Here is a 20,106-nt window from a genome sequence, read left to right as displayed (position 1 = left end):
CGCCTTGTCCCCCGTCCGGAGCTGTCGCCCGAGTCCGCCCCCGAGGCGGCCTCGTGGCTCCCACCCGGCACCGATGTCTGTGAGGCATGCACATGTTCGACGCCATCGTGGTAGGCGCGCGTTGCGCCGGAGCTCCCACTGCCATGCTGCTCGCACGCGCGGGCTACCGGGTTCTCGTGCTCGACCGGGCGTCCTTCCCCTCCGACACCCTCTCGACCCACCTCATCCACCAGCCGGGCGTCGCGGCACTCGCCCGCTGGGGCCTGCTGGAGACCGTCCGGGCCTCCGGCTGCCCGCCCCTGGACCACGCGGTCTACGAGGTGGCGGACATCCGACTGGAGGGCTGCGCCCGGGGCGTGGAGGGGCAGCGCGCCGGCTACGCGCCGCGCCGCCATGTCCTCGACGCGATCCTGGTGGACGCGGCCGTCGCCGCCGGTGCCGAATTCCGCGACCGGTGCTCCGTGACCCGCCTGCTGCACGACGACACCGGGCGCGTCGTCGGTGTGGAGGGCAGGCACGGCGGCCGCACCTTCACGGAGCGGGCCCGCCTCGTGATCGGCGCTGACGGCATGCGCTCCACGGTCGCCCGGCTCAGCCGTGCGCGCTACACCGTGCAGGACTCCCGGCTGACCTGCGCCTACTACGGATACTGGCAGGACGTTCCGGCCACCCTCGAGCTGTACGAGAATCCGCAGAGCTGGGTCGCCGCCGTCCCCACCAACGACGGTGCCACGCTCGTCCTGACCTACTTCCCGCAGTCCCGGTTCGAGGAAGTCCGCACCGACGCCCGCAGCGCGTACCTGGGACAGATACGCGCCACCGCTCCCGCGCTCTACGACAGGCTCGACGGCAAGCGCCGCATCGAGCGACTGCGCGGCACAGGCGACCAGCGGAACTTCTTCCGCCAGGCCACCGGCCCCGGCTGGGCGCTGGTGGGCGACGCCGGACACCACAAGGACTCCATCACCGCCCGCGGGATCAGCGACGCGTTCCTCCAGGCGGAAACCCTGGTGCGGCGGGTGGGCGACCTGCTGGGCGGCGACCCGCTCCGGCTCGACCGAGCACTCCGGGACTACGCCGGCGACCGGGACGCCGCCCTCGTACCGGGCTACGAGTCCACGCTCGCGGTGGCGCAACTGGCCCCGCACGAGCAGCGGCTCTCCCTTCTGCGGGCGGTGGAGAGGGACGAGGACCTGACCGCCATCTATTTCGACATGGTCGCCGGAATTGAGACCGTCGGCGCCCTTTACACCCCCAAGCTGCTCGCCCTGTTGTGACCGGACTGAGCACGGTGTGTTTCACAACCCGAGCTCACGTGTGACGGTGCGCCATGATCCTGGTACGGTTCAACGGCCCGCCGACTCCGGCTGATCATTTGTCAAGGTGACACGCGCAAGGGGTACTTGAGCATTTTTTTGGGACGGTCCCTAACTACCATCAGTGTTTCGCTGTCGTACGAGGAATCAGATGCCAGGCACCCGCGACCAGCGGACCAGTCACAGGTCCGCCCCGCGCAAGTCCGTTCGACTGCCGTTCGCCCTGTCCCTTGCCGTTCCGGCGGTGCTCCTCACCGGTGTGTGGGGTTACACGGCGACCGGGCTCGTGGACGAGCAGATTCAGCTGCGTGACGAGTCGGAGCGCGTCACCTCCGCGGGGCAGCCCGCGCACGACGTGCTGTCCCGGCTCCAGGACGAGCGCCGCCTCACCGCCGCATGGCAGGCCGCCCATACCAGCGCCGCTCGTACCGCCCTGGACAGCGCCCGCGGGCGAACCGACGTCGCCCTACAGGAGTACCGCCGGACCTCGCCCTCGGGGCTGGACACCACGTCGTTGAAGGCCCGGGCCGGCCGCCTGAAGGAATCGCTGGACGCGCTGTCCGATCGCCGTACGGCGATCGACGACCGCACCCTCGGCGACGACGACGCCTTCACCTACTTCACGGACACCATCGGCGAAGCCACCGCCCTGGTCACCGCGGCCACCCGAACCGACGACGGGGGCGTCGCCCACGCAGCCGCGGCCACGTCGTCCCTGGTGCGGCTCACGGAGATGCTCTCCCGCGAGGACGCGCTGCTCGCCGGCGCTCTGCCCTCGGGCCGCCTGGACGCCGCGACCCGCGCCCGGTTCGGCCAGTACCTCGCGATCCAGCGCGAGGCGCTCGCCGACCTGAACACCGGTGACCTGCCCCCGAGTCAGGCCGACGCCTATGCACGGCTCACCGAAGGGCCGCTCTGGACGCAGCTGGTGTCGATCGAGGACGCCGTGGCGGGCGGCCGGGACACCGGCCTGCCGAAGTCGGCCACCGGATGGCCGGAGGCCGCCGACACCGTCGTCGAGGGACTGCAGACGCTGGACTCCGACTCCCTCGCGCACGTGGCCGGGACCGCTGAGGACAAAGCCGACGACCTCGTGCTGGGCCTGATCCTCGGTTCCCTCGCCACGCTGGCCGGCCTGGCCGCCGTCGGGGTCCCGGCTCTGCGTGTACGGCGCGCGCTGGCCGACCGGCTCTCCCGGCTCCACCGGAAGACCGAGGACCTGGCGGGCACCCGGCTGCCCCAACTCCTCGCCCGGCTCGAGCGCGGAGAGCGGGTCGACCCCGCCGAACTCATTCCTCTGGCGGAACAGCCCGACGACGACCTGGGACGGCTCGAAGCGGCGATCGACCGCCTGGCACTCGCCTCCGTCGAGACCGTCGCGCACCAGTCCCGCGGCCGCGAGGGCACGGAAAGGGTGTTCGCCCAGCTCATCCGCCGCACGCAGATCCTGATCCACCGGCTCATCTCTCTGCTGGACGACCTCGAGCGCAAGCACGAGGACTCGGACCTGCTCAAGGACATCTTCAAGGTCGACCACCTCGCCACCCGGGTACGGCGGCATTCGGAGAACCTCGTCATCCTCGGCGGATCCCCGCCCACCCGCCGTATGACCGCCCCCGTCTCCATCACCGACGTGATGCGCAGCGCCGTGGCGGAGACGGAGCAGTACACCCGGGTCAAGGTGAAGAACCTGCCGCCGGGCCGGCAGGTGTCCCTCGCCGGGCGGGCCGTCGCCGACGTCACCCACCTGCTCGCCGAACTCATCGAGAACGGCACGAGCTTCTCCCCGCCGGACACCCAGGTGTACGTCAGCGCCACCAAGGTCGCCCGGGGCCTGGCCCTGCACATCGAGGACCACGGCCTCGGGATGCCGGAGGAGCACCGCGCCCGCGCCAACCACCTTCTCGCGCACCCGCCCAAGCTCGACATGATGTCGCTGGGCGAGGACCCCCGCCTCGGACACTTCGTGGTGGCCCGGCTCGCCGAGCGCCACAAGATCAAGGTGGAGCTGCGCGAGTCCGTCTACGGCGGCACCCTCGCCATCGTGCTCGTACCGACGGCCCTGCTGGAGGAGCACGACTCCCCGCTCCTGGAGCAGCTCAAGACAGCGGCCTCGGCGAACGAGCCGGAGCGGCTGGAGCCGCCCCGGCCGGCCGCGGCCGACGCGCCGGGCGGCGACACGATGGTGCTCAACGCGGTCACGAACGGCGTCGCCCCGGTTGGCGGTGCGGGCGCCGCGCTCCCGCAGCAGCGCGTGGATCAGCACGGGTATCCCGAGTACGGAGGTGCAGGTCTGTTGCCGCCCACGTCAGCTCATTCGGCCGCCGCGCAGCCCCCGATGCCGGCGGATTGGACGCCTCCCGAGGAGCATCCGATCCCCGAAGCGCGGCATCGGGAGCCGGTTGCCTACGACCCGGCGGGGTACGAGCCCGGGGGGTACGAGCCGGCGGCTTACGAGCCCGCCGCGTACGAGCGCGCGCAGGAACCGTCCCAGCCCCTGGCGACCCCGCGCATCCTTCCCCAGCGGACCAAGGGAGCGAGCCTCGCGCAGCAGTTGCGCAAGGAAGCGGCGCAGGCGGAGGCCGAGGCTCAGGCACGGGGCGACGAGGAGGAGACCGGTGGTCTCTCGCCAGGTGACTCGGCCCGCGCCATGATGGCCATCCAGCAAGGGATGAAGCGGGCACGGATCACCGAGACGGACAAGTCGGCTGGTGCCGATGGTCAGGCGGACTCGCCTGACCATGGCGCCAACTAACTGTGAGGGAACATTCAGCAATGACTGAGCAGGTACAAGCCGCTCCCCAGCTGGACTGGCTACTGGACAGCCTCGTGGACCAGATCCCGGAGATCCGCTGCGCCATCGTGCTGTCCGGGGACGGCCTCCTTATCGGCAAGTCGAAGGATCTCGGCAGGGACGACGCCGAGCACCTGTCCGCCGTCGGATCGGGGATGCACAGCCTCGCCCGCGGCGCTGCCCGGCACTTCCACGGGGGTGAGGTCCAGCAGACGGTCATCCAGATGGACCGGGCGTTCCTCTTCGTCACCGCCGCGGGCCGCGGAGCGCGACTGGCGGCCATCGCCTCCGAGGAAGTGGACGTCGGCATGATGGCGTTCGAGATGGGCACGCTCGTCAAGAAGGTCGGCAAGTACCTCAGTGCCGCGCCGCGCGTCCAGAACTCCTTCCACGGTCACATCCAGGATGCCTGAAGCGCCGTGGTTCGAAGAAGGGCAGGCCGGACGTCACGTCCGGCCGTACGCCATCACCGGCGGGCGCACCCGCCACAGCCAGCACAGCTTCGCGCTGATCACGCTCGTCGTCACACGGTCCCCGGACGACGCCGGGAATGAGCCGCTGGAGCCGGAGGCGGCCGACATCCTGGCACTCTGCCGGGACCGCGCCGTGGCCGTCGCCGAGATCGCTGCCCACCTCGACCTTCCGGTCAGCGTGGTGAAGGTCCTGTGCGGGGACCTGCTCAACGCCTCGCTGATCCTGGTCCAGGCCCCGCCGTCGGAGACGGACAAACCGAGCGTGGAACTCATCGAAAGGGTGATGGATGCTATCCGCCAGCTCTGAGCCGATCATGCCGACGGCACTGAAGATCCTGATCGCGGGCGGCTTCGGCGTGGGCAAGACCACGATGGTGGGCTCCGTGAGCGAGGTCCCCCCGCTGGAGACAGAGGAACGCATCACCGAGGTCAGCCGGGGCATCGACGACCTGGCGGGCGTGGAGGGCAAGTACGCCACCACGGTGGCCATGGACTTCGGCCGGATCACCGTCTCCCCGGAACTGGTGCTCTACCTGTTCGGCACGCCCGGGCAGGACCGCTTCTGGTTCATGTGGGACGACCTGGCACTCGGTGCGCTGGGCGCCGTCGTGCTCGCCGACACCCGGCGGCTCGACGCCTCCTTCGCCTCGGTGGACTTCTTCGAGGAGCGCAACATCCCCTTCGCGGTCGGCGTCAACTGCTTCGACGGCAGGCGGGACTGCACGAGCCGGCAGGTGCGTGAGGCCCTCGCCCTCGAACCCACCACGCCGGTCATCCTGTGCGACGTGCGCGATCGCGAGTCCAGCAAGTCGGTGCTCCTCGCCCTGCTGGAAGCGGCAAGGGCACAGGCCGCCGCCCGCCTGGTGCCGATGGCCGGCCGCTGACCGTCGAACGGTCGGCGGCCGGCCCGGCGGCTCAGCCCTCCGCGGCGGCCGCGGGCGCGAGCTCGTCGTCGAACTGCCAGGACTCGCGCTTGAACTCGCGGAGGAAGTCCGGGTGGTCCTCCCAGTTCCTCGCGATGCGCCGCAGCACGTCCCAGTTGTGGGCCAGCGCCTGGTCGGCGATGTGCCGGATCTCCCCGTCGGCCCGGTCGCGCTGCTCGAAGACCCCCTCCACCGCCGAGGCGGCGAGCACGGTGGCGCGGAGGGCGCGCAGGGCACGGGAGGTGTCGTCCATCCCGAAGCCGTGCGTGCTGCCCGTCGCGGCGTCGAAGAGCGGGGTGAGCCGCGCCTCCACGAACGCCGTGATCCGCCGGAAGTGCTGAGGGTCCATCAAGGCTCCGTCTCCTGCCGTGCCGGTCACCGGGGCACGGCATCAAGGGTGAACGCGTCGTTCTGGGCGAGCCGGTCCCTCGGACCGGCACCGCCGCAGGATAGCCGCAGTCCTCCCGCCCCGGTTCGCCCCCCGGAATGGGGGTACTCAGGCTGCTTCCGGGCGCCCGCCGCAGAAGAATCGGGTGGGTCAGGTACCGGGCCGCCGGTACCGCCTGTGGCGGCGGTGAAGGTTCCGGCGTCCGGTCACCGTACCCCTGGAGGACACATTGAACCGGAACACGTCCGGCCCCGCCGACGAGATCCCGGGCAAGCCCGCTCCGCAGCCGCCGGCCTTCGAGGAACCGACCGAACCCCGCGACCCCCTCCCGCCCAAGCCGGACCAGCGCGGACCGGCGACGGTCGGTCCCACCGGCCAGGAGACCGGAGCCGGCCCGGCGGCCCTCGCCCAGGGCGGCGCGTTCCTGACCACGGCTCAGGGCACTCGGCTGTACGACACCGACCACTCGCTCAAGGCGGGAAGCCGCGGGCCGGTGCTCCTCCAGGACCACCACCTGCGCGAGAAGATCACACACTTCGACCACGAGCGCATCCCCGAGCGCGTCGTGCACGCGCGCGGCGCCGGCGCGCACGGGGTGTTCACGGGATACGGCACCGCCGCGAAGGTCACCAAGGCGGCGTTCCTCGCCGAGGACGTCGAGACACCGGTCTTCGTCCGCTTCTCGACCGTGCTCGGCTCGCGCGGCTCGGCCGACACCGTGCGCGACACCCGCGGTTTCGCGACCAAGTTCTACACGACCGAGGGCACCTTCGACCTGGTCGGCAACAACATCCCCGTCTTCTTCATCCAGGACGCGATCAAGTTCCCCGACATCATCCACGCGGGCAAGCCGCACCCGGACCGGGAGATCCCGCAGGCGCAGAGCGCGCACGACACGTTCTGGGACTTCGTCACCCTGCACACCGAGGCCACCCACCACACGCTGTGGAACATGTCCGACCGCGGCATCCCCCGCTCCTTCCGGATGATGGAGGGCTTCGGCGTCCACACCTTCCGGCTGGTCAACGCCGAAGGGGCGACGACGCTCGTCAAGTTCCACTGGAAGCCGAAGCTGGGCGTGCACTCCATGGTCTGGGAGGAGGCCCAGATCACCGGTGGCATGGACCCCGACTTCCACCGCCGCGACCTGGCCGACGCCATCGAGGCGGGCGCCCACCCACAGTGGGAGCTCGGCATCCAGACCTTCCCCGACACCCCGGAGCAGACCTTCGAGGGCATCGACCTCCTCGACCCCACCAACATGGTCCCCGAGGAACTGGCGCCGGTGCAGCCCATCGGCCTGCTGACCCTGAACGCCAACCCCTCGAACTTCTTCGCCGAGACCGAGCAGGTGGCGTTCCACCCCGGCCACCTCGTCCCCGGTATCGACATCACCGACGACCCGTTGCTGTCCGGCAGGCTCTTCTCCTACCTCGACACCCAGATCAGCCGCCTCGGCGGACCCAACTTCGCCCAGATTCCGGTCAACCGGACCCACGCACCGGTCAACGACATGTCGCGCGACGGCATGCACCAGACGGCCGTGCACCGGGGCGTCGCCCCCTACCGGCCCAACTCCCTCGACGGCGGCTGCCCGTTCCAGGCGGGCGCCGGCACGGCGGCCTACGTCGAGGTGCCGCTCGACGTGCCGGCGGCGAAGAAGGTCCGCGAGGCGCCCGCGTCGTTCGCCGACCACTTCAGCCAGCCCCGGCGGTTCTGGCTGAGCATGTCCCCGCCGGAGCGCGAGCACATCATCGCCGCCTACTCGTTCGAACTGGGCAAGTGCTACGAGCAGGCCATCAAGGAGCGGGGCCTGCAGGTGCTCGCCCACATCGACCCCGAGCTGTGCGAAGGCGTCGCCGCCGCGCTCGGGCTGCCCGCTCCCAAGCCGACCGAACCCCTGGCGTCCGTCGAACCCAGTCCGGCTCTGTCCCAGACCGGCCGCACCTGGCCGGTGGACGGCCGCGTCATCGGCATCGTCGCCGACGCCGACTGCGACCTCGACGGCGTCCGGGCGGTGCGCCGGTCCGTGCTCGACGCGGGCATGGTCCCGCTCGTCATCGCGCCGACCGGCGGCGAGCTGGGCGCGGACGGCGACCCGGTCGCGGTCCAGCGCACCTTCGCGACTGCCCGGTCCATCGAATTCGACGCCCTGGTCCTGGCCGGAGCCCCCGGCCCGGCGGACGACGCCTTCGGCGCCCGGGACGCCAAGGCGGGCGACGCCGTCGCCCGGCAGAACGTCGCATCCGACCCGCGCGTGCTTCTGATGGTCTCCGAGGCATATCGCCACGGAAAGGCCATCGGCGGCTGGAACGGAGCGGCCGGTGTCCTGGAGGCCGCCGGTGTTCCCGCCGGCGCGCCCGGCGTGGTGAGCGGGGACAGCGGGGACGCCACGCTCACCGAGATCACCCGGCTCCTCGGCGGCCACCGGGTCTGGGAACGCTTCGAGACCGCCTGACACGGTCATCGGGTGACGTCGGCCGCGCCCCGGGCGGGCGCGGCGGACGCTTTTCCCGCGGCCGGCCCGGCGCTACGGCGGCGGGTGCCCTCCGGTGTCAGTCGTCCCTCACACCGATACGGGCGTGCAGCCGGCGCAGCGGCAGCTCCGGTTCGCCGATGCGCTCGACGCCGAGGGCGCGCTGCGGCCGGGGACCGACGCGGCCAGAGCCGCCGACATCGCCCTGGCCGTGCCGGCGCCCGAGACCTATCACCTTCTCGTCCACGAGCGGGGATGGTCCTCGGACGCCTGGCAGGAGTGGGCCACCGATGCCCCGGTCCGCCGGCTCCTCGTCCGCTGACGCCGGCCTCGCGCGTCGGGGGATGCAGGGACTCGGTCAGTCCAGGAGTGCGGCGGCCTGCCGGCGCGCCTCCCGCAGCCACGTGGCGCGGGACGTGGCGGTGGAATCGGTCACCGTGCGGAAGACGACGCGCCGCACGTCGTCGACTCCGACGTAGGGCAGGACACAGGCGGACCAGATCCGTTCCAACGGGTCCCCGAACTCGTCCTGTTCACGGTCGGCGGGAGTGTCGGAGGTGTTCAGCACGAGGGCACGGCCCGCCGTCAGCAGCCCCGCCGGCTCGCCCTCCGCGGACGCGAGCTTGTACGCCACGCCCGGAGCGAGGACGCGCTGCACCCATCCCGTGAGAACAGCGGGTGGCATGCCCCACCAGTTCGGGTGCACGAAGACCAGGGCATCGAGCGTGGCCACCTCCGCCCGGTGGAGGGCCACCTTCGCCTCGACGGGCGAGGAGGCCGAAGCGACCGTCCCGGTCTCGTCCGGGGCGAGTACGGGCGGAAACCCCTCGGCGCACAGGTCGTGCGCGAGCACCTCGCATCCGCGGCCGTGCAGTTCCTCGACCACGGCATCGAACACGGCGTGGTTGAAACTGCCGGGCCGTGGGTGAGCGAGATAGACGCCTGCGCGCATGGTTCCCCTGTCGTGGACATCGTCGTAACCGGTCGAGGCGGTTCGGGCGCGGAGGCCCGGAGGGACGTCGTACTCCCCGCACCGGCCGGCTCGGAAGCCGACGATACGTCAACCGTCCGCCTCACCCTCGCTGTTGCAGGCGATCCCGATCCGCCACCCGCAGCCGTCCACGCCGCGCCTCAGGACGGACGGGCCATCACGTACGTGCGGTCGGTCGCCGCCTCCTCGGGGTAGGCGGCCCGCTCCAGCGTCGCCTCGATGGTGAAGCCGGCCTCTCGAAGCGCCGCCGTGACCGTCTCGCCGGCGAAGAAGTGGAAATCCACGTCCACTTCATGGCCCCACCACTCGGCGAAGTGCCGGACCTCCGCACCGCGATGGAAGGCGACCAGCAGCAGACCGGAGGGTTTCAGCACGCGGCGCATCTCCTCGAAGGCCGGGCGCAGTTCGGCGGGCTGCAGGTGGATGACGGAGTACAGCGCGACGGCCGCGCCGAACTCGCCGTCCGCGGCGGGAAGACGCAGAAGGTCGCCCTCGCGGAACTCCGTCCCCGGGTGCTCGCGGCGGGCGGCCGAGACCATCGCGGGGGAGAGATCGATCCCGACCGGCCGGACCCCGTGGTCCGCGAGCCATGCCGCCACATGTCCGGGCCCGCAGCCCAGGTCCGCGACCGGCGCACCGGGTCCCGCCTCCTCGGCGACGGCCGCCAGGAGCGCCCGGTCCAAGGGCTTGTGGGCGAGCTCGCCCGCGATCCGCGCCCGGTACTCCTCGGCCACCGTGTCGTAACTCCGACGCACCCGCTCGTGATTGCTCGCGCTGACCATGAGCTCAGGATCGCACGGCCACGCCCCGAGGCCGAACCCGCGGCGAGCTACCACAGTCGCGACGACGGTGAAGGGAGAACGGGGCCACGGCGACCGGATCGCACGCCCGAGGAGCCGATTTCGGCCAACGATCCGCCGTATGCGCATCGGCGGACAACCTCCGGCCCCTCACCTCCCTCTCACAGCGCACACACACAACTTTGCGACCTCATCGCCAGGCCCGGGACCGGCCCACGCAGCCCCGGCCGCCCAGCCGGCCCAGCGCGATGGATCGTCCACCGTCCCGCACGCACGTCCGAGACCGAGAACGAGGAATGATGACCCGAACCCCCCAGTCCCGCCTCAGGCGTCCGGCGATCGCCGGTGCCGCGGCGATCGCCGTCGTCGCCGGCGTCGTCGCCGCCGCGCCCGACGGGAAGCAGGCGCAGGCCGCCCAGCCCGCACCGAAGCTCAGCCTCATCGCCGCGTCCACGTCCGTGACCCTCGACTCGTGGAAGGAGGAGCCGGGCGTCTACCTCGACCTCGGGACCTACCTCACCGCCGAGAACGGCCCTCTCGAGCTCAAGGTGACCCGCAAGTCCTACAAGGACCCCGTGGTCGCCACGCAGATCATCCGCGACGGGAAGGCGACCCGGACGAAGACGCTTCCCGCGGGCCTGGTGAAGGACTTCTCGGGACTGCCGGGATTCGCCGAGATCACGGTCGCCGACGCGGCAGGCAGGACGGTGCTCAAGAAGGCGGAGCCCTTCTGCCCGAACAACGCCTCCGGCCGGGTACGCCCCGACGCGCCGTCCACGTCGCACTATCCCCAGAGCTGCCCGGTCAACCCGTTCACCCTCGGTTCGGTGTGGGGGATAGAGAAGGGCTGGGCCTCCAACACGTATGCGGGTTACTACTCCGAGAAGACCGACCTGCCTGCCGGGAAGTACACCGCCAAGGTGTCCGTCGCCAAGCGCTACCGCGACCACTTCGGCATCGCCGACAAGCCTCAGACGATCAAGCTCACGGTGCGCGAACGCAGCTGGGACGAGGGCGGGGGCGCGGCGCGGGCGGCGCAGCACGGGTCCCACGCGGCCGGGCACGCCCACCACCAGGGGCAGCGCACCGCCCCGCCGGCGGCCCCGACGAGCGGTGCCGGTCCGTCGTTCAACGTGGGCCACGGCCCCTACCCGCCGGCGCCTCCCGCCCTGCCGTGGGCGCTGAAGAAGGTCGGGATCGCCGCCGCGAGGGTGGGCGACGGCACGGGGCAGACCGACGGTTCGCGCCGCGCGCCCGCCCTGAAGCCGAACGCGCAGCGGCCCACGGGCCGCGCCGCCGTCCCCGACGTCCCCAAGCCCGACCTGCGGTCGCTGCCCGCCTACGGCATCACCATCAGCGACGGGGGCGACGACGTTCCCGGCAAGGACTACCTCGCCTTCAGCGCCAACGTGTGGAACGCGGGCCCCGCCCAGCTGGTCGTGGACGGTTTCCGCTCTCCCGGCAAGAAGCTGATGGACGCCTACCAGTACTTCTACGACGCCAAGGGCAAGCAGGTCGGATACACGCCGACCGGCACCATGGAGTGGGACCCCCGCCCCGGTCACGAGCACTGGCACTTCACCGACTTCGCCAGCTACCGGCTCCTCAAGGCGGACAAGAAGGAGGCGGTGCGCAGCGGCAAGGAGGCGTTCTGCCTGGCCAACACGGACGCCGTGGACTACACGGTGAAGAACGCCAACTGGCACCCGGAGAACACCGACCTCTCCACCGCCTGCGGACAGGAGAACTCGATCTCCGTCCGCGAGGTCCTCGACGTCGGCTCCGGTGACACCTACACCCAGGACCTGCCCGGCCAGTCCTTCGACATCACCGACCTGCCGAACGGCACGTACTACATCCAGGTGCTGGCCAACCCGGAGAAGAGGCTGAAGGAGACCAACCTGAACAACAACAGCGCGCTCCGCAAGGTCGTTCTGGGCGGCGTGCCCGGCGCCCGTACGGTGAAGGTGCCCGCGCACGACCTCGTCGACGCCAACTGACCTCTCGTCACCAGGCCCCGACCGCCCGCCGGTCGGGGCCTTCGCGTGCCCGGAGCAGGTGCGGCGCCGACGGGCGCGGCGCAACGGGCTCAGGCGAATAATCGGATGCCCGGGCCCCTGCAGGCTTCCTACACTCGCTTTCGCACGCTGCCGATCACCGCAGCGCATGCGTGGTCGACGAGTGAGACGAACGAGGGGAGCCCGGCAATGTGTCACCGCACCGCTGTCGCCGTTCCCCGGTCCCGGTTCGACGTGATCCTGGTGTCTTCGTGCGCCCGGTGCCGGCTGCGCGGCCGCCACTGGATGTCCGTGACGAACTCCTGACCCACCGCTGCCCGGTGCGCCACCGCACGGCCGGCGCCGTGCCGTCGAGCCGTGCCAGGAGATTCCGCCGGGCCCGAGATCGGGCCCCGCTTCGTCCGGAAATCGCGCTGCCCTGTGAACTCCAGATCACCACGAAAGGCCTCGGGCCGTGCGTACCACCCCGCGACGTCATGCGAGCAACCAGCCGACCGCCGTCCGCAACCTGGGCATCCTCGCCCATGTCGATGCCGGCAAGACCACCGTCACCGAACGGATTCTCTACCTGACCGGCACCACCCACAAGCGCGGCGAGGTCCACGACGGGACCACCGTCACCGACTTCGACCCCCAGGAGCGCGACCGTGGCATCACCATCTTCGCCGCTGCCGTCAGCTGCGTCTGGCAGGGGCACCGCGTCAATGTGATCGACACGCCGGGCCATGTCGACTTCTCCGACGAGGTGGAGCGGTCGCTGCGGGTGCTCGACGGCGCGATCGCGGTGTTCGACGCGGTCGCAGGTGTCGAGCCGCAGAGCGAGTCGGTGTGGCGGCAGGCCGACCGGCACGCGGTGCCGCGGATCGCCTTCGTCAACAAGCTGGACCGCGCGGGCGCCGACCTGGACACCGCGGTCGCTTCGATCCGGGAGCGACTGCACACGGTCCCGCTCGTCGTCCAGCTGCCGATCGGACGGGAGGACGAGTTCACCGGCGTGGTGGACCTGGTGCGCATGCGCGCACTCGTGTGGGGCACAGGACGCGACACCGTCGAGGAAGGTCCCGTGCCCGACTCCCTGCGGGACGAGGCGCTGCGGCGCCGCGCCCTCCTGGAGGAGGCGGTGGCGGAAATGCACCCGGGCGCACTGGAGGAGTTCTGCGGCGAGGGAACTCTGTCCGCGGTGACACTCCGGTCGGCTCTGCGCGATCTGACGCTGGCCGGTGAGGCCGTGGTGGTGCTGTGCGGTTCGGCCTACCGGAACCGGGGGATCGAGCCGCTGCTCGAGGCCGTCGTCGCCTACCTGCCGTCGCCCGTGGACGTTCCGGCGGTGCGCGGCACCCGCGACGGAGCGGTCGAGGAGCGCGTGGCCGATCCCGACGCACCGTTCGCGGCCCTGGTCTTCAAGGTGAACTCGACCGCGACGGGACGCCTGACCTACCTGCGCGTGTACGCGGGAACGATCCGGAAGGGGGACACGGTGCTCGACGCGGGCGCGCGCCGCAGCGAGCGGATCGGCCGCATCCTGAGGGTGCAGGCCGACCGGCACGCCGAGGTGGACCACGCGGTGGCCGGGGACATCGTCGCGGTGATCGGGATGAAGTCCGCCCGTGCCGGGGCCACTCTGTGCGCACCGGCGGCGCCGCTGGTCCTCGAACCGCCGGCCGTGGCCGATCCCGTCGTCTCGGTGGCGGTCGAGGCCCGCAGCAGCCTCGACACCGACCGGTTGGCCTCGGCACTGGCGCGTCTGGTCGAAGAGGATCCCTCGCTGGCGGTGCGGGCCGATCCCGAGACCGGCCAGACCGTGCTGTCGGGCATGGGCGAGCTGCACCTGGAGGTGGCGGTGGAGAAGGTCCGCCGCGCCCACGGGCTGGAGGTCGGCGTGGGCCGGCCGCAGGTGGCCTACCGCGAGACGGTCGCCCGCGGTGTGTCGGGCCTGGTGCACCGGCACGTCAAACAGGACGGAGGGGCGGGCCAGTTCGCCCATGTCGTCCTCGATGTGGCGGCGGCCACGCCGGACGACCCGTCCGGCGGCGCCGGGCACCTGATGTTCCGCTCGACGGTCACCGGCGGACGGGTGCCGCAGGAGTACATCCGCGCGGTGGAGGCCGGCTGCCGGGACGCCCTGGCCGAAGGCCCCCTCGGCGGACACCCGGTGACGGGGGTGCAGGTCACGCTCACGGACGGAGCCACCCATCCCAAGGACTCCTCGGAGATGGCGTTCCGCACGGCCGGCAGGCTCGCGCTCCGCGAGGCGCTGCGCGCGAGCGTGATGGCGCTTCTGGAACCGGTGGTCGAGGTCACGGCCACCGTGCCCGACGATGCCGTGGGCGGCGTACTCGGTGACCTGGCGGCACGGCGTGGCCGGGTGTCGGGCCAGACCGCCCGGGCCGGCACAGCGGTGATCACCGCGACCGTGCCGCTGGCCGAACTGTTCGGCTACGCGTCCCGGCTGCGCAGCCGTACCCAGGGCCGCGGGACCTTCACGACCCGAGCCGTCGGGTACGCCGTCGTGCCGGCGGCGGTGACCGAGGGGGTGCTGTCGGCCTAGATCACCTGGTGGGCCCGTCCGTCCGTGACCGGAGGGGCGGGCCCACCGGGCTCAGTGCTCCTGCAGCACGGAGAGGACGTTTCCCGCGGGGTCCTTGAACCAGGCGATGGTCGGGCCGGCCTGCCGCACGATGCCCTTCTCGTCCGCTTCGAACTGGGGGTACTTCTCGAACGTGACCCCGCGCCGCCCCAGCTCGTCGACGGCGGCGTCGATGTCGTCGACCTCGAAGTTGAGGATCGTGAAGTCGGCCGGCCGGTGGTCGTCCTTGGGGTAGACGAGCACGCGCGCCCCGCTGCCGAGGGTGATGAACAGCATCCGCATGTCCCCGCCACCGGACTCCTCGACCTCCAGACCGAGGGTGTCGCCGTAGAACTGCCTGGCCCTGCCGAGGTCGTTCACCGAGAAACCGCTGAACGCCTTGGTGTTCCTGAACATCGCCCCGTTCCCTTCCGCCGTGGCTGGTACCTGTCCCGGGCCAGGCCACACCAGGTGCGCGGCGCGCGCGCCGGAACGCCACGCGGAAGCGCCCGGATGGTCGCCGGGGATCACCCTCACGGGAACCCGCGCGCCGGGCGTGTCGTGGGGTGCGGCCGACGAACGCGCCGGCCGACCGTCCGTCCGTCAACCGCCCTCCACTTGCGCCCGGTTGACGTCCCGGCGATCGAGACGCGCACGCCCGCACCGGCCGCGGACCGCCTCACCGGCCCACTGCGGCTCCGGTCGGGGACCGATCGGCGGACGGGCCTTAGACTCGGCGGATGGCGAAGTACTTCGACGTGCATCCCGAGAATCCTCAGCGACGCGTCATCACCGGTCTGGCCGAAAGCATCCGTTCCGGCGCGCTCGTCGCGTACCCGACGGACTCCTGCTACGCCCTGGGGTGCCAGCTGGGCAGCCGCGACGGCATCACCAGGATCCGGTCGATCCGGAATCTGGACGACCGTCACCACTTCACCCTGGTGTGCCAGAACTTTGCGCAGCTGGGCCAGTTCGTGCACATCGACAACGACGTGTTCCGCGCGATCAAGGCGGCGACGCCCGGCAGTTACACCTTCATCCTGCCGGCGACGAAGGAGGTGCCGCGCCAGTTGCTGCACCCGAAGAAGAAGACGGTCGGAGTCCGGATCCCCGACCATGCCGTGACCCAGGCCCTCCTCGCCGAACTCGGCGAGCCGCTGCTCTCCAGCACCCTGCTCCTGCCCGACGAGGCGGAGCCGCTGACGCAGGGCTGGGAGATCAAGGAGCGGCTCGACCACGTCGTGGACGCCGTGGTCGACTCGGGCGACTGCGGCACCGAGCCGACCACGGTCATCGACTTCTCCGGCGGGGAGGCAGAGATCGTCCGCAGGGGAGCGGGCGACACGGCTCGCTTCGAGTAGCCGGGCAGGTGTGCCTGCCAGGACGATGCGGGTGCTATGCCGATGCGGATCTGGGGGCCAGGACACAGACCTCAACGACCGCAGTGGGCCCTCCAACTCCGCCACCGACGTGGCGCATCCGGTGAGCTACCCGTGACGGGGTGCTGAACCCGGCGCGGGAGGGAAGCCCGTCGGGGCGGATTCCGGCGGCCAGGGAGCCTCAGTCCTCGGCGAGCCGGGCCGGGAATCCGCCCGTGGCGATCGGACCCCACCGCTCCGGCGTGACGCGGATGATCGACTTTCCCTGCTTCACCATCGCCTCCCGGTACTCGTCCCAGTCGGGATGCTCTCCGGAGATGTTGCGGAAGTACTCGACCAGCGGCTCCACCGACTCGGGGGAGTCGATGACCTCCGCCGTGCCGTCGATCTGCACCCACGGCCCGTTCCAGTCGTCCGACAGGACGACGACGCTGACCCGCTCGTCCCGCTTGGCGTTGCGTGTCTTCGCACGCTCCGGATAGGTCGAGACGACGATTCGGCCCGAGTCGTCCACGCCGCAGGTGAGCGGTGATCCCTGGGGCGAGCCGTCGGCCCGGCGGGTCAGCAGGATCGCGCGGTGACGGGGCCGTACGAACGACAGCAACTCTTCGATGTCCACCCTGGTGTTGGTGGCGATGTGGCGTGCCATGGTCGGCACCCTACGGGAGCTCGCCGCCCGGATGCCCCTTCCCCGTCCGGGGACGCCCTCGTGCGGTCTCGAACGCTTCGGGCGGCGGAACGCGGGCACCCGCCCGTGACAGCGCCGGGCGGACGGCCCGGTGCCCGAGACGGAACGGGAGACGGCGATGGGCCACGACACGACGCACCGGCAGCACGCACCGCGGACGGGCGCCGAGGAGATCCGGCGGGAGGTCGAGGACGCCGGGACGAAGGTGCGCGACGACGACAGCGGCGACCGCGAGGCGGCGGACGCGCTGCGGCCGGGGGAGCGGCCCCAGAAATCCGTGCAGAGGCCCGACGAGGCGCCGCTGAGCGGCGGGGCGGTGGGCCGGAGAGAGCTGAAAGTCCCATTTGCGCGCATTCCTGGAGGGTCGGAGGGTAGGCGGGTGACGCCACCGCCGCAGCCGAACAGAAGGAGGCTCCCGTGCGCGACGACAACGGCGCGGGCCGCGACCCCGGAACCGAGCATCCCCGGCCCGACTTCCCCCAGCAGGACCAGGAGCACCCCGGGTGGACGGGACCGATGGATCCGCCGCCCGATCACGGCGAGGAGAGCTACCGGGGCAGCGGCCTGCTCCGGGACCTGAAGGCGGTCCTCACCGGAGGCGACTCGGGCATCGGCCGCGCCGTCGCCCTCGCGTTCGCGCGCGAGGGCGCGGACGTGCTGTTCACCCATCTGCCCGAGGAGGAGGACGAGGCCCGGCAGACGCGGGCCCTCGTCGAGGACGCGGGGCGCAAGGCGGTGCCGGTGGCGTGCGACATCCGCGAGGAGGAGCAGTGCCGCCGCCTGGTCGAGCGGGCCGTGGAGGAGTTCGGCCGCATCGACATCCTGGTGAACAACGCCGCGTATCAGATGTCGCAGCCCGACGGCATCGGCGCCATCACCACGGAGCAGTTCGACCGTGTGATGCGGACCAACCTCTACGGCATGTTCTGGTTGTCGAAGATGTCTCTTCCTCATATGCCGAGGGGCGGCTGCATCATCAACTCCACGTCCGTGCAGGCGTACAAGCCCAGCCCCCACCTGCTGGACTACGCCATGACCAAGGGCGCGATCGTCACGTTCACTCAAGGGCTGGCGCAGATGGTCGCGTCGGACGGCATCCGGGTCAACGCCGTGGCGCCAGGGCCGGTGTGGACACCGCTGATCCCGGCGACGATGCCGGACACCGTCGAGTTCGGGAAGCAGTCCCCGCTGGGCAGGCCGGCGCAGCCGGCCGAGATGGCGCCCGCGTACGTCTTCCTCGCCTCGCCCCGGGCGACGTACATCACGGCGGAGATCGTCAACGCCACGGGCGGTACGCCGCTGCCGTGAGCCGTGAGCCGTGAGCCGTGAGCCGTGACGGGGGAGCCGCCGGGCCGGCGGGCGACGCCGGGGCGGCTGAGCGCCGGTCCCGGGGCCATGCCTCTGCTTTTGCCGTTCCGGCAACCATCATTGCGGCAATCGTTCAGCTCCTCGCATGGTGGTCGCGGAGGTGGTCACGGTGACCGATGAGCTGAGGAACGGCTATGACGTGGTGGTGTTCGGTGGTGGCGCCGCCGGCCTGAGCGGTGCGCTGATGCTGGCCCGGGCGCGGCGGTCGGTGGTGGTGATCGACTCGGGCACCCCGCGCAACGCCCCGGCCGAAGGCGTGCACGGACTGCTGGCGCGGGACGGTATGCCGCCGGCCGAGCTGCTGGGGCGCGGTCGGACCGAGGTACGCGCCTACGGCGGTCACGTGGTGACCGGCGAGGTCGGTGGGGTGGCTCGTGGCGACGGGCGGTCCCTCCGGTCGGAGCACGGAGGGGACTTCGAGGTGACGCTGACCGACGGCCGTTCCGTCCGGGCGCGTCGGCTGCTCGTGGCCACCGGGCTGGTCGACGAGCTGCCGGACGTGCCGGGCCTGCGCGCCCGGTGGGGCCGGGACGTGCTCCACTGCCCCTACTGCCACGGCTGGGAGATCCGTGACCAGGCCGTCGGCGTACTGGCCACCGGGCCGCTGTCGGTGCACCAGGCCCTGCTCTTCCGGCAGTGGAGCGACGACGTCACGTTCTTCTCCCACACCATGCCGACGCCGGCCGGAGAGGAGGCGGAGCAGCTGGCCGCCCGTGGCATCCGCGTGGTCGAGGGTGAGGTGGCGTCCCTGGAGATCGCCGACGACCGCCTCGTGGGAGTGCGGCTGGGCGACGGCACCGTGGTCGGCCGCGAGGCGCTGGCGGTCTCGCCGCGGATGGTGGCGCGCGCCGGCTTCCTGACGTCGCTCGGACTGCGTCCGGCAGCGCACTCCTCGGGGGCCGGCGAGCACATCCCCTCCGACGCGGCGGGCCGTACCGAGGTGCCCGGGGTGTGGGCCGCCGGCAACGTCACCGATCTCGTCGCCCAGGTCGGCGGCGCCGCCGCGGCAGGCGCCGCCGCGGCGGCCCAGATCAACGCCGACCTCGTCGCCGAGGAGACCCGGCAGGCGGTCGCAGCCCACCGGGACCCGTTCTCACTCGAGTCCGAGGCGCGCGTCTGCGAAGTCGTGGCGGGCAACCGGCGCCACGGCCTGTGAACCACGGAAAGGAACGGGCCGTGTCCGAGGAAGGAACGGGTGTGTCCGAGGAGTTCGGCAAGGAGTTCTGGGAGGAGCGCTACCGCGGTCACGCGGCCGCCGGCGCCAGGCGGCCCAATCCGCAGCTCATCACGGAGGCCGGCGGTCTCCCACCCGGTACGGCACTGGACGCGGGCTGCGGCGAAGGAGCCGACGCCGTCTGGCTCGCCTCGCGCGGCTGGCGCGTCACGGCGGTGGACATCGCGGCCATCGCACTGCGCCGGGCGCGCGAGCACGCCCAGGCCCTCGGCGACGCCGTCGCGAGCCGGATCGAGTGGATCGAGGCCGATCTCACGACCTGGGCGCCCGCCGCCGGACACTTCGACCTGGTGTCCACGCACTACGTGCACCCGGCGGCGGCGCGCGACGCGCTGTTCCGCCGGCTGGCCGCATCGGTCGCGCCGGGCGGCACGCTGCTCGTCGTCGGCCACCACCCATCGGCGCCGCAGGTGCATGTCTCGCATGCCACGGCCCGCGAGGTGCACTTCACCGCCGAGGAGATCGCGGCGGGCCTGGACCCCGACCGGTGGGACATCGCCGTCGCCGAGGCCAGGACGCGATCGGTCACCGCACACGACGGTCGCGAGATCGCCCTGCGCGACGCCGTGCTGCGAGCCCGCAGGCGGCTTGACGGACACGTCCAGCGGCCATCGGACTCCCGGCCCTCCCTGATACTCAAGAACCTGACTAGTCTTATGGATGAGTAACTCCCCTCACGGTGGGGGGAAGGG

At 71.7% G+C, this 20,106-nt stretch carries 18 protein-coding genes; 13 read left to right on the top strand and 5 right to left on the bottom strand.

Annotated elements, in window-relative coordinates:
• Nucleotides 1–86: 86 nt before the first annotated feature.
• The 5 genes from ACWD0A_RS13205 to ACWD0A_RS13185 all read left to right on the top strand — a co-directional run bounded on the left by ACWD0A_RS13205 (nucleotide 87) and on the right by ACWD0A_RS13185 (nucleotide 5,467).
• Nucleotides 87–1,277 (top strand): NAD(P)/FAD-dependent oxidoreductase, encoded by a 1,191-nt coding sequence (locus ACWD0A_RS13205; RefSeq protein WP_451297498.1) that lies wholly within the window; start codon nucleotides 87–89, stop codon nucleotides 1,275–1,277.
• A gap of 190 nt (nucleotides 1,278–1,467) precedes the next feature.
• Nucleotides 1,468–4,071, top strand: a complete 2,604-nt coding sequence (locus ACWD0A_RS13200; protein ID WP_451297496.1) for a sensor histidine kinase — start codon at nucleotides 1,468–1,470, stop codon at nucleotides 4,069–4,071.
• A gap of 20 nt (nucleotides 4,072–4,091) precedes the next feature.
• Nucleotides 4,092–4,523, top strand: a complete 432-nt coding sequence (locus tag ACWD0A_RS13195; protein ID WP_177153562.1) for a roadblock/LC7 domain-containing protein — start codon at nucleotides 4,092–4,094, stop codon at nucleotides 4,521–4,523.
• A complete protein-coding gene (locus ACWD0A_RS13190) occupies nucleotides 4,516–4,890 on the top strand; it encodes a DUF742 domain-containing protein (protein WP_451297494.1) in 375 nt (124 codons plus the stop codon). Before ACWD0A_RS13195 ends, ACWD0A_RS13190 begins: the two co-directional genes overlap by 8 nt.
• Entirely contained in the window at nucleotides 4,871–5,467 is a 597-nt protein-coding gene (locus ACWD0A_RS13185; RefSeq protein WP_307711717.1) for a GTP-binding protein, read from the top strand. The genes ACWD0A_RS13190 and ACWD0A_RS13185 overlap by 20 nt, the downstream gene beginning before the upstream one ends.
• A 31-nt stretch (nucleotides 5,468–5,498) precedes the next feature.
• Here the strand turns inward: ACWD0A_RS13185 and ACWD0A_RS13180 are convergent, their stop codons facing one another.
• On the bottom strand, nucleotides 5,499–5,855 hold the full coding sequence (locus ACWD0A_RS13180; RefSeq protein WP_451297492.1) for a hypothetical protein: 357 nt from the start codon (nucleotides 5,853–5,855) through the stop codon (nucleotides 5,499–5,501).
• Between the two features lie 268 nt (nucleotides 5,856–6,123).
• On the opposite strand from ACWD0A_RS13180, the gene ACWD0A_RS13175 reads away from it, so the two are divergent.
• Entirely contained in the window at nucleotides 6,124–8,352 is a 2,229-nt protein-coding gene (locus tag ACWD0A_RS13175; RefSeq protein WP_451297490.1) for a catalase, read from the top strand.
• Between the two features lie 94 nt (nucleotides 8,353–8,446).
• Nucleotides 8,447–8,692, top strand: a complete 246-nt coding sequence (locus tag ACWD0A_RS13170) for a hypothetical protein (RefSeq protein WP_451297488.1) — start codon at nucleotides 8,447–8,449, stop codon at nucleotides 8,690–8,692.
• Nucleotides 8,693–8,728: 36 nt separating this feature from the next.
• Here the strand turns inward: ACWD0A_RS13170 and ACWD0A_RS13165 are convergent, their stop codons facing one another.
• Together ACWD0A_RS13165 and ACWD0A_RS13160 are read right to left on the bottom strand one after the other, a co-directional pair.
• Nucleotides 8,729–9,322: an NAD(P)H-dependent oxidoreductase gene (locus ACWD0A_RS13165; protein WP_451297486.1), complete on the bottom strand. Its 594-nt coding sequence runs from the start codon at nucleotides 9,320–9,322 to the stop codon at nucleotides 8,729–8,731.
• A 179-nt stretch (nucleotides 9,323–9,501) separates the two neighbouring features.
• On the bottom strand, nucleotides 9,502–10,143 hold the full coding sequence (locus tag ACWD0A_RS13160; protein WP_451297484.1) for a class I SAM-dependent DNA methyltransferase: 642 nt from the start codon (nucleotides 10,141–10,143) through the stop codon (nucleotides 9,502–9,504).
• Nucleotides 10,144–10,457: 314 nt separating this feature from the next.
• On the opposite strand from ACWD0A_RS13160, the gene ACWD0A_RS13155 reads away from it, so the two are divergent.
• The gene (locus ACWD0A_RS13155) at nucleotides 10,458–12,161 is read left to right on the top strand and encodes a lysyl oxidase family protein (protein WP_451297482.1); all 1,704 of its coding nucleotides are present in this window, start codon (nucleotides 10,458–10,460) and stop codon (nucleotides 12,159–12,161) included.
• A gap of 472 nt (nucleotides 12,162–12,633) precedes the next feature.
• Nucleotides 12,634–14,727: an elongation factor G gene (fusA, locus tag ACWD0A_RS13150; protein WP_451297480.1), complete on the top strand. Its 2,094-nt coding sequence runs from the start codon at nucleotides 12,634–12,636 to the stop codon at nucleotides 14,725–14,727.
• Nucleotides 14,728–14,778: 51 nt separating this feature from the next.
• Here the strand turns inward: fusA and ACWD0A_RS13145 are convergent, their stop codons facing one another.
• Nucleotides 14,779–15,162: a VOC family protein gene (locus ACWD0A_RS13145; RefSeq protein ID WP_451297478.1), complete on the bottom strand. Its 384-nt coding sequence runs from the start codon at nucleotides 15,160–15,162 to the stop codon at nucleotides 14,779–14,781.
• A gap of 323 nt (nucleotides 15,163–15,485) precedes the next feature.
• Between ACWD0A_RS13145 and ACWD0A_RS13140 the strand changes: the two genes are divergently transcribed.
• Nucleotides 15,486–16,106 (top strand): L-threonylcarbamoyladenylate synthase, encoded by a 621-nt coding sequence (locus ACWD0A_RS13140; RefSeq protein WP_451297476.1) that lies wholly within the window; start codon nucleotides 15,486–15,488, stop codon nucleotides 16,104–16,106.
• Nucleotides 16,107–16,305: 199 nt separating this feature from the next.
• On the opposite strand, the gene ACWD0A_RS13135 is transcribed toward ACWD0A_RS13140, so the two are convergent.
• Nucleotides 16,306–16,773, bottom strand: a complete 468-nt coding sequence (locus ACWD0A_RS13135; protein ID WP_451297474.1) for a PPOX class F420-dependent oxidoreductase — start codon at nucleotides 16,771–16,773, stop codon at nucleotides 16,306–16,308.
• 456 nt (nucleotides 16,774–17,229) lie between these two features.
• Here ACWD0A_RS13135 and ACWD0A_RS13130 point away from each other — a divergent pair, with 456 nt between their 5' ends.
• The 3 genes from ACWD0A_RS13130 (at nucleotide 17,230) to ACWD0A_RS13120 (ending at nucleotide 20,082) form a co-directional block, all read left to right on the top strand.
• Nucleotides 17,230–18,120 (top strand): SDR family oxidoreductase, encoded by an 891-nt coding sequence (locus ACWD0A_RS13130; RefSeq protein WP_451297472.1) that lies wholly within the window; start codon nucleotides 17,230–17,232, stop codon nucleotides 18,118–18,120.
• A gap of 145 nt (nucleotides 18,121–18,265) precedes the next feature.
• A complete protein-coding gene (locus ACWD0A_RS13125; RefSeq protein ID WP_451297470.1) occupies nucleotides 18,266–19,336 on the top strand; it encodes an NAD(P)/FAD-dependent oxidoreductase in 1,071 nt (356 codons plus the stop codon).
• A gap of 20 nt (nucleotides 19,337–19,356) precedes the next feature.
• A complete protein-coding gene (locus ACWD0A_RS13120; RefSeq protein ID WP_451297468.1) occupies nucleotides 19,357–20,082 on the top strand; it encodes a class I SAM-dependent methyltransferase in 726 nt (241 codons plus the stop codon).
• Nucleotides 20,083–20,106: the final 24 nt, after the last annotated feature.

The sequence above is a fragment of the Streptomyces sp. NPDC002867 genome, assembly GCF_053591895.1.
The sequence above is the reverse complement of the archived record's forward strand: the minus strand, read 5'-3'. Positions and strand labels throughout refer to the sequence as shown.

What these genes read in the sequence shown, in the direction of transcription:
- ACWD0A_RS13205 (WP_451297498.1), top strand. Translation starts at nt 87, where the DNA reads ATGCACATGTTCGACGCCATCGTGGTAGGCGCGCGTTGCGCCGGAGCT.
- ACWD0A_RS13200 (WP_451297496.1), top strand. Translation starts at nt 1,468, where the DNA reads ATGCCAGGCACCCGCGACCAGCGGACCAGTCACAGGTCCGCCCCGCGC.
- ACWD0A_RS13195 (WP_177153562.1), top strand. Translation starts at nt 4,092, where the DNA reads ATGACTGAGCAGGTACAAGCCGCTCCCCAGCTGGACTGGCTACTGGAC.
- ACWD0A_RS13190 (WP_451297494.1), top strand. Translation starts at nt 4,516, where the DNA reads ATGCCTGAAGCGCCGTGGTTCGAAGAAGGGCAGGCCGGACGTCACGTC.
- ACWD0A_RS13185 (WP_307711717.1), top strand. Translation starts at nt 4,871, where the DNA reads ATGCTATCCGCCAGCTCTGAGCCGATCATGCCGACGGCACTGAAGATC.
- ACWD0A_RS13180 (WP_451297492.1), bottom strand. Translation starts at nt 5,855, where the DNA reads ATGGACCCTCAGCACTTCCGGCGGATCACGGCGTTCGTGGAGGCGCGG.
- ACWD0A_RS13165 (WP_451297486.1), bottom strand. Translation starts at nt 9,322, where the DNA reads ATGCGCGCAGGCGTCTATCTCGCTCACCCACGGCCCGGCAGTTTCAAC.
- ACWD0A_RS13160 (WP_451297484.1), bottom strand. Translation starts at nt 10,143, where the DNA reads ATGGTCAGCGCGAGCAATCACGAGCGGGTGCGTCGGAGTTACGACACG.
- ACWD0A_RS13155 (WP_451297482.1), top strand. Translation starts at nt 10,458, where the DNA reads ATGATGACCCGAACCCCCCAGTCCCGCCTCAGGCGTCCGGCGATCGCC.
- ACWD0A_RS13145 (WP_451297478.1), bottom strand. Translation starts at nt 15,162, where the DNA reads ATGTTCAGGAACACCAAGGCGTTCAGCGGTTTCTCGGTGAACGACCTC.
- ACWD0A_RS13140 (WP_451297476.1), top strand. Translation starts at nt 15,486, where the DNA reads ATGGCGAAGTACTTCGACGTGCATCCCGAGAATCCTCAGCGACGCGTC.
- ACWD0A_RS13135 (WP_451297474.1), bottom strand. Translation starts at nt 16,773, where the DNA reads ATGGCACGCCACATCGCCACCAACACCAGGGTGGACATCGAAGAGTTG.
- ACWD0A_RS13125 (WP_451297470.1), top strand. Translation starts at nt 18,266, where the DNA reads ATGGTGGTCGCGGAGGTGGTCACGGTGACCGATGAGCTGAGGAACGGC.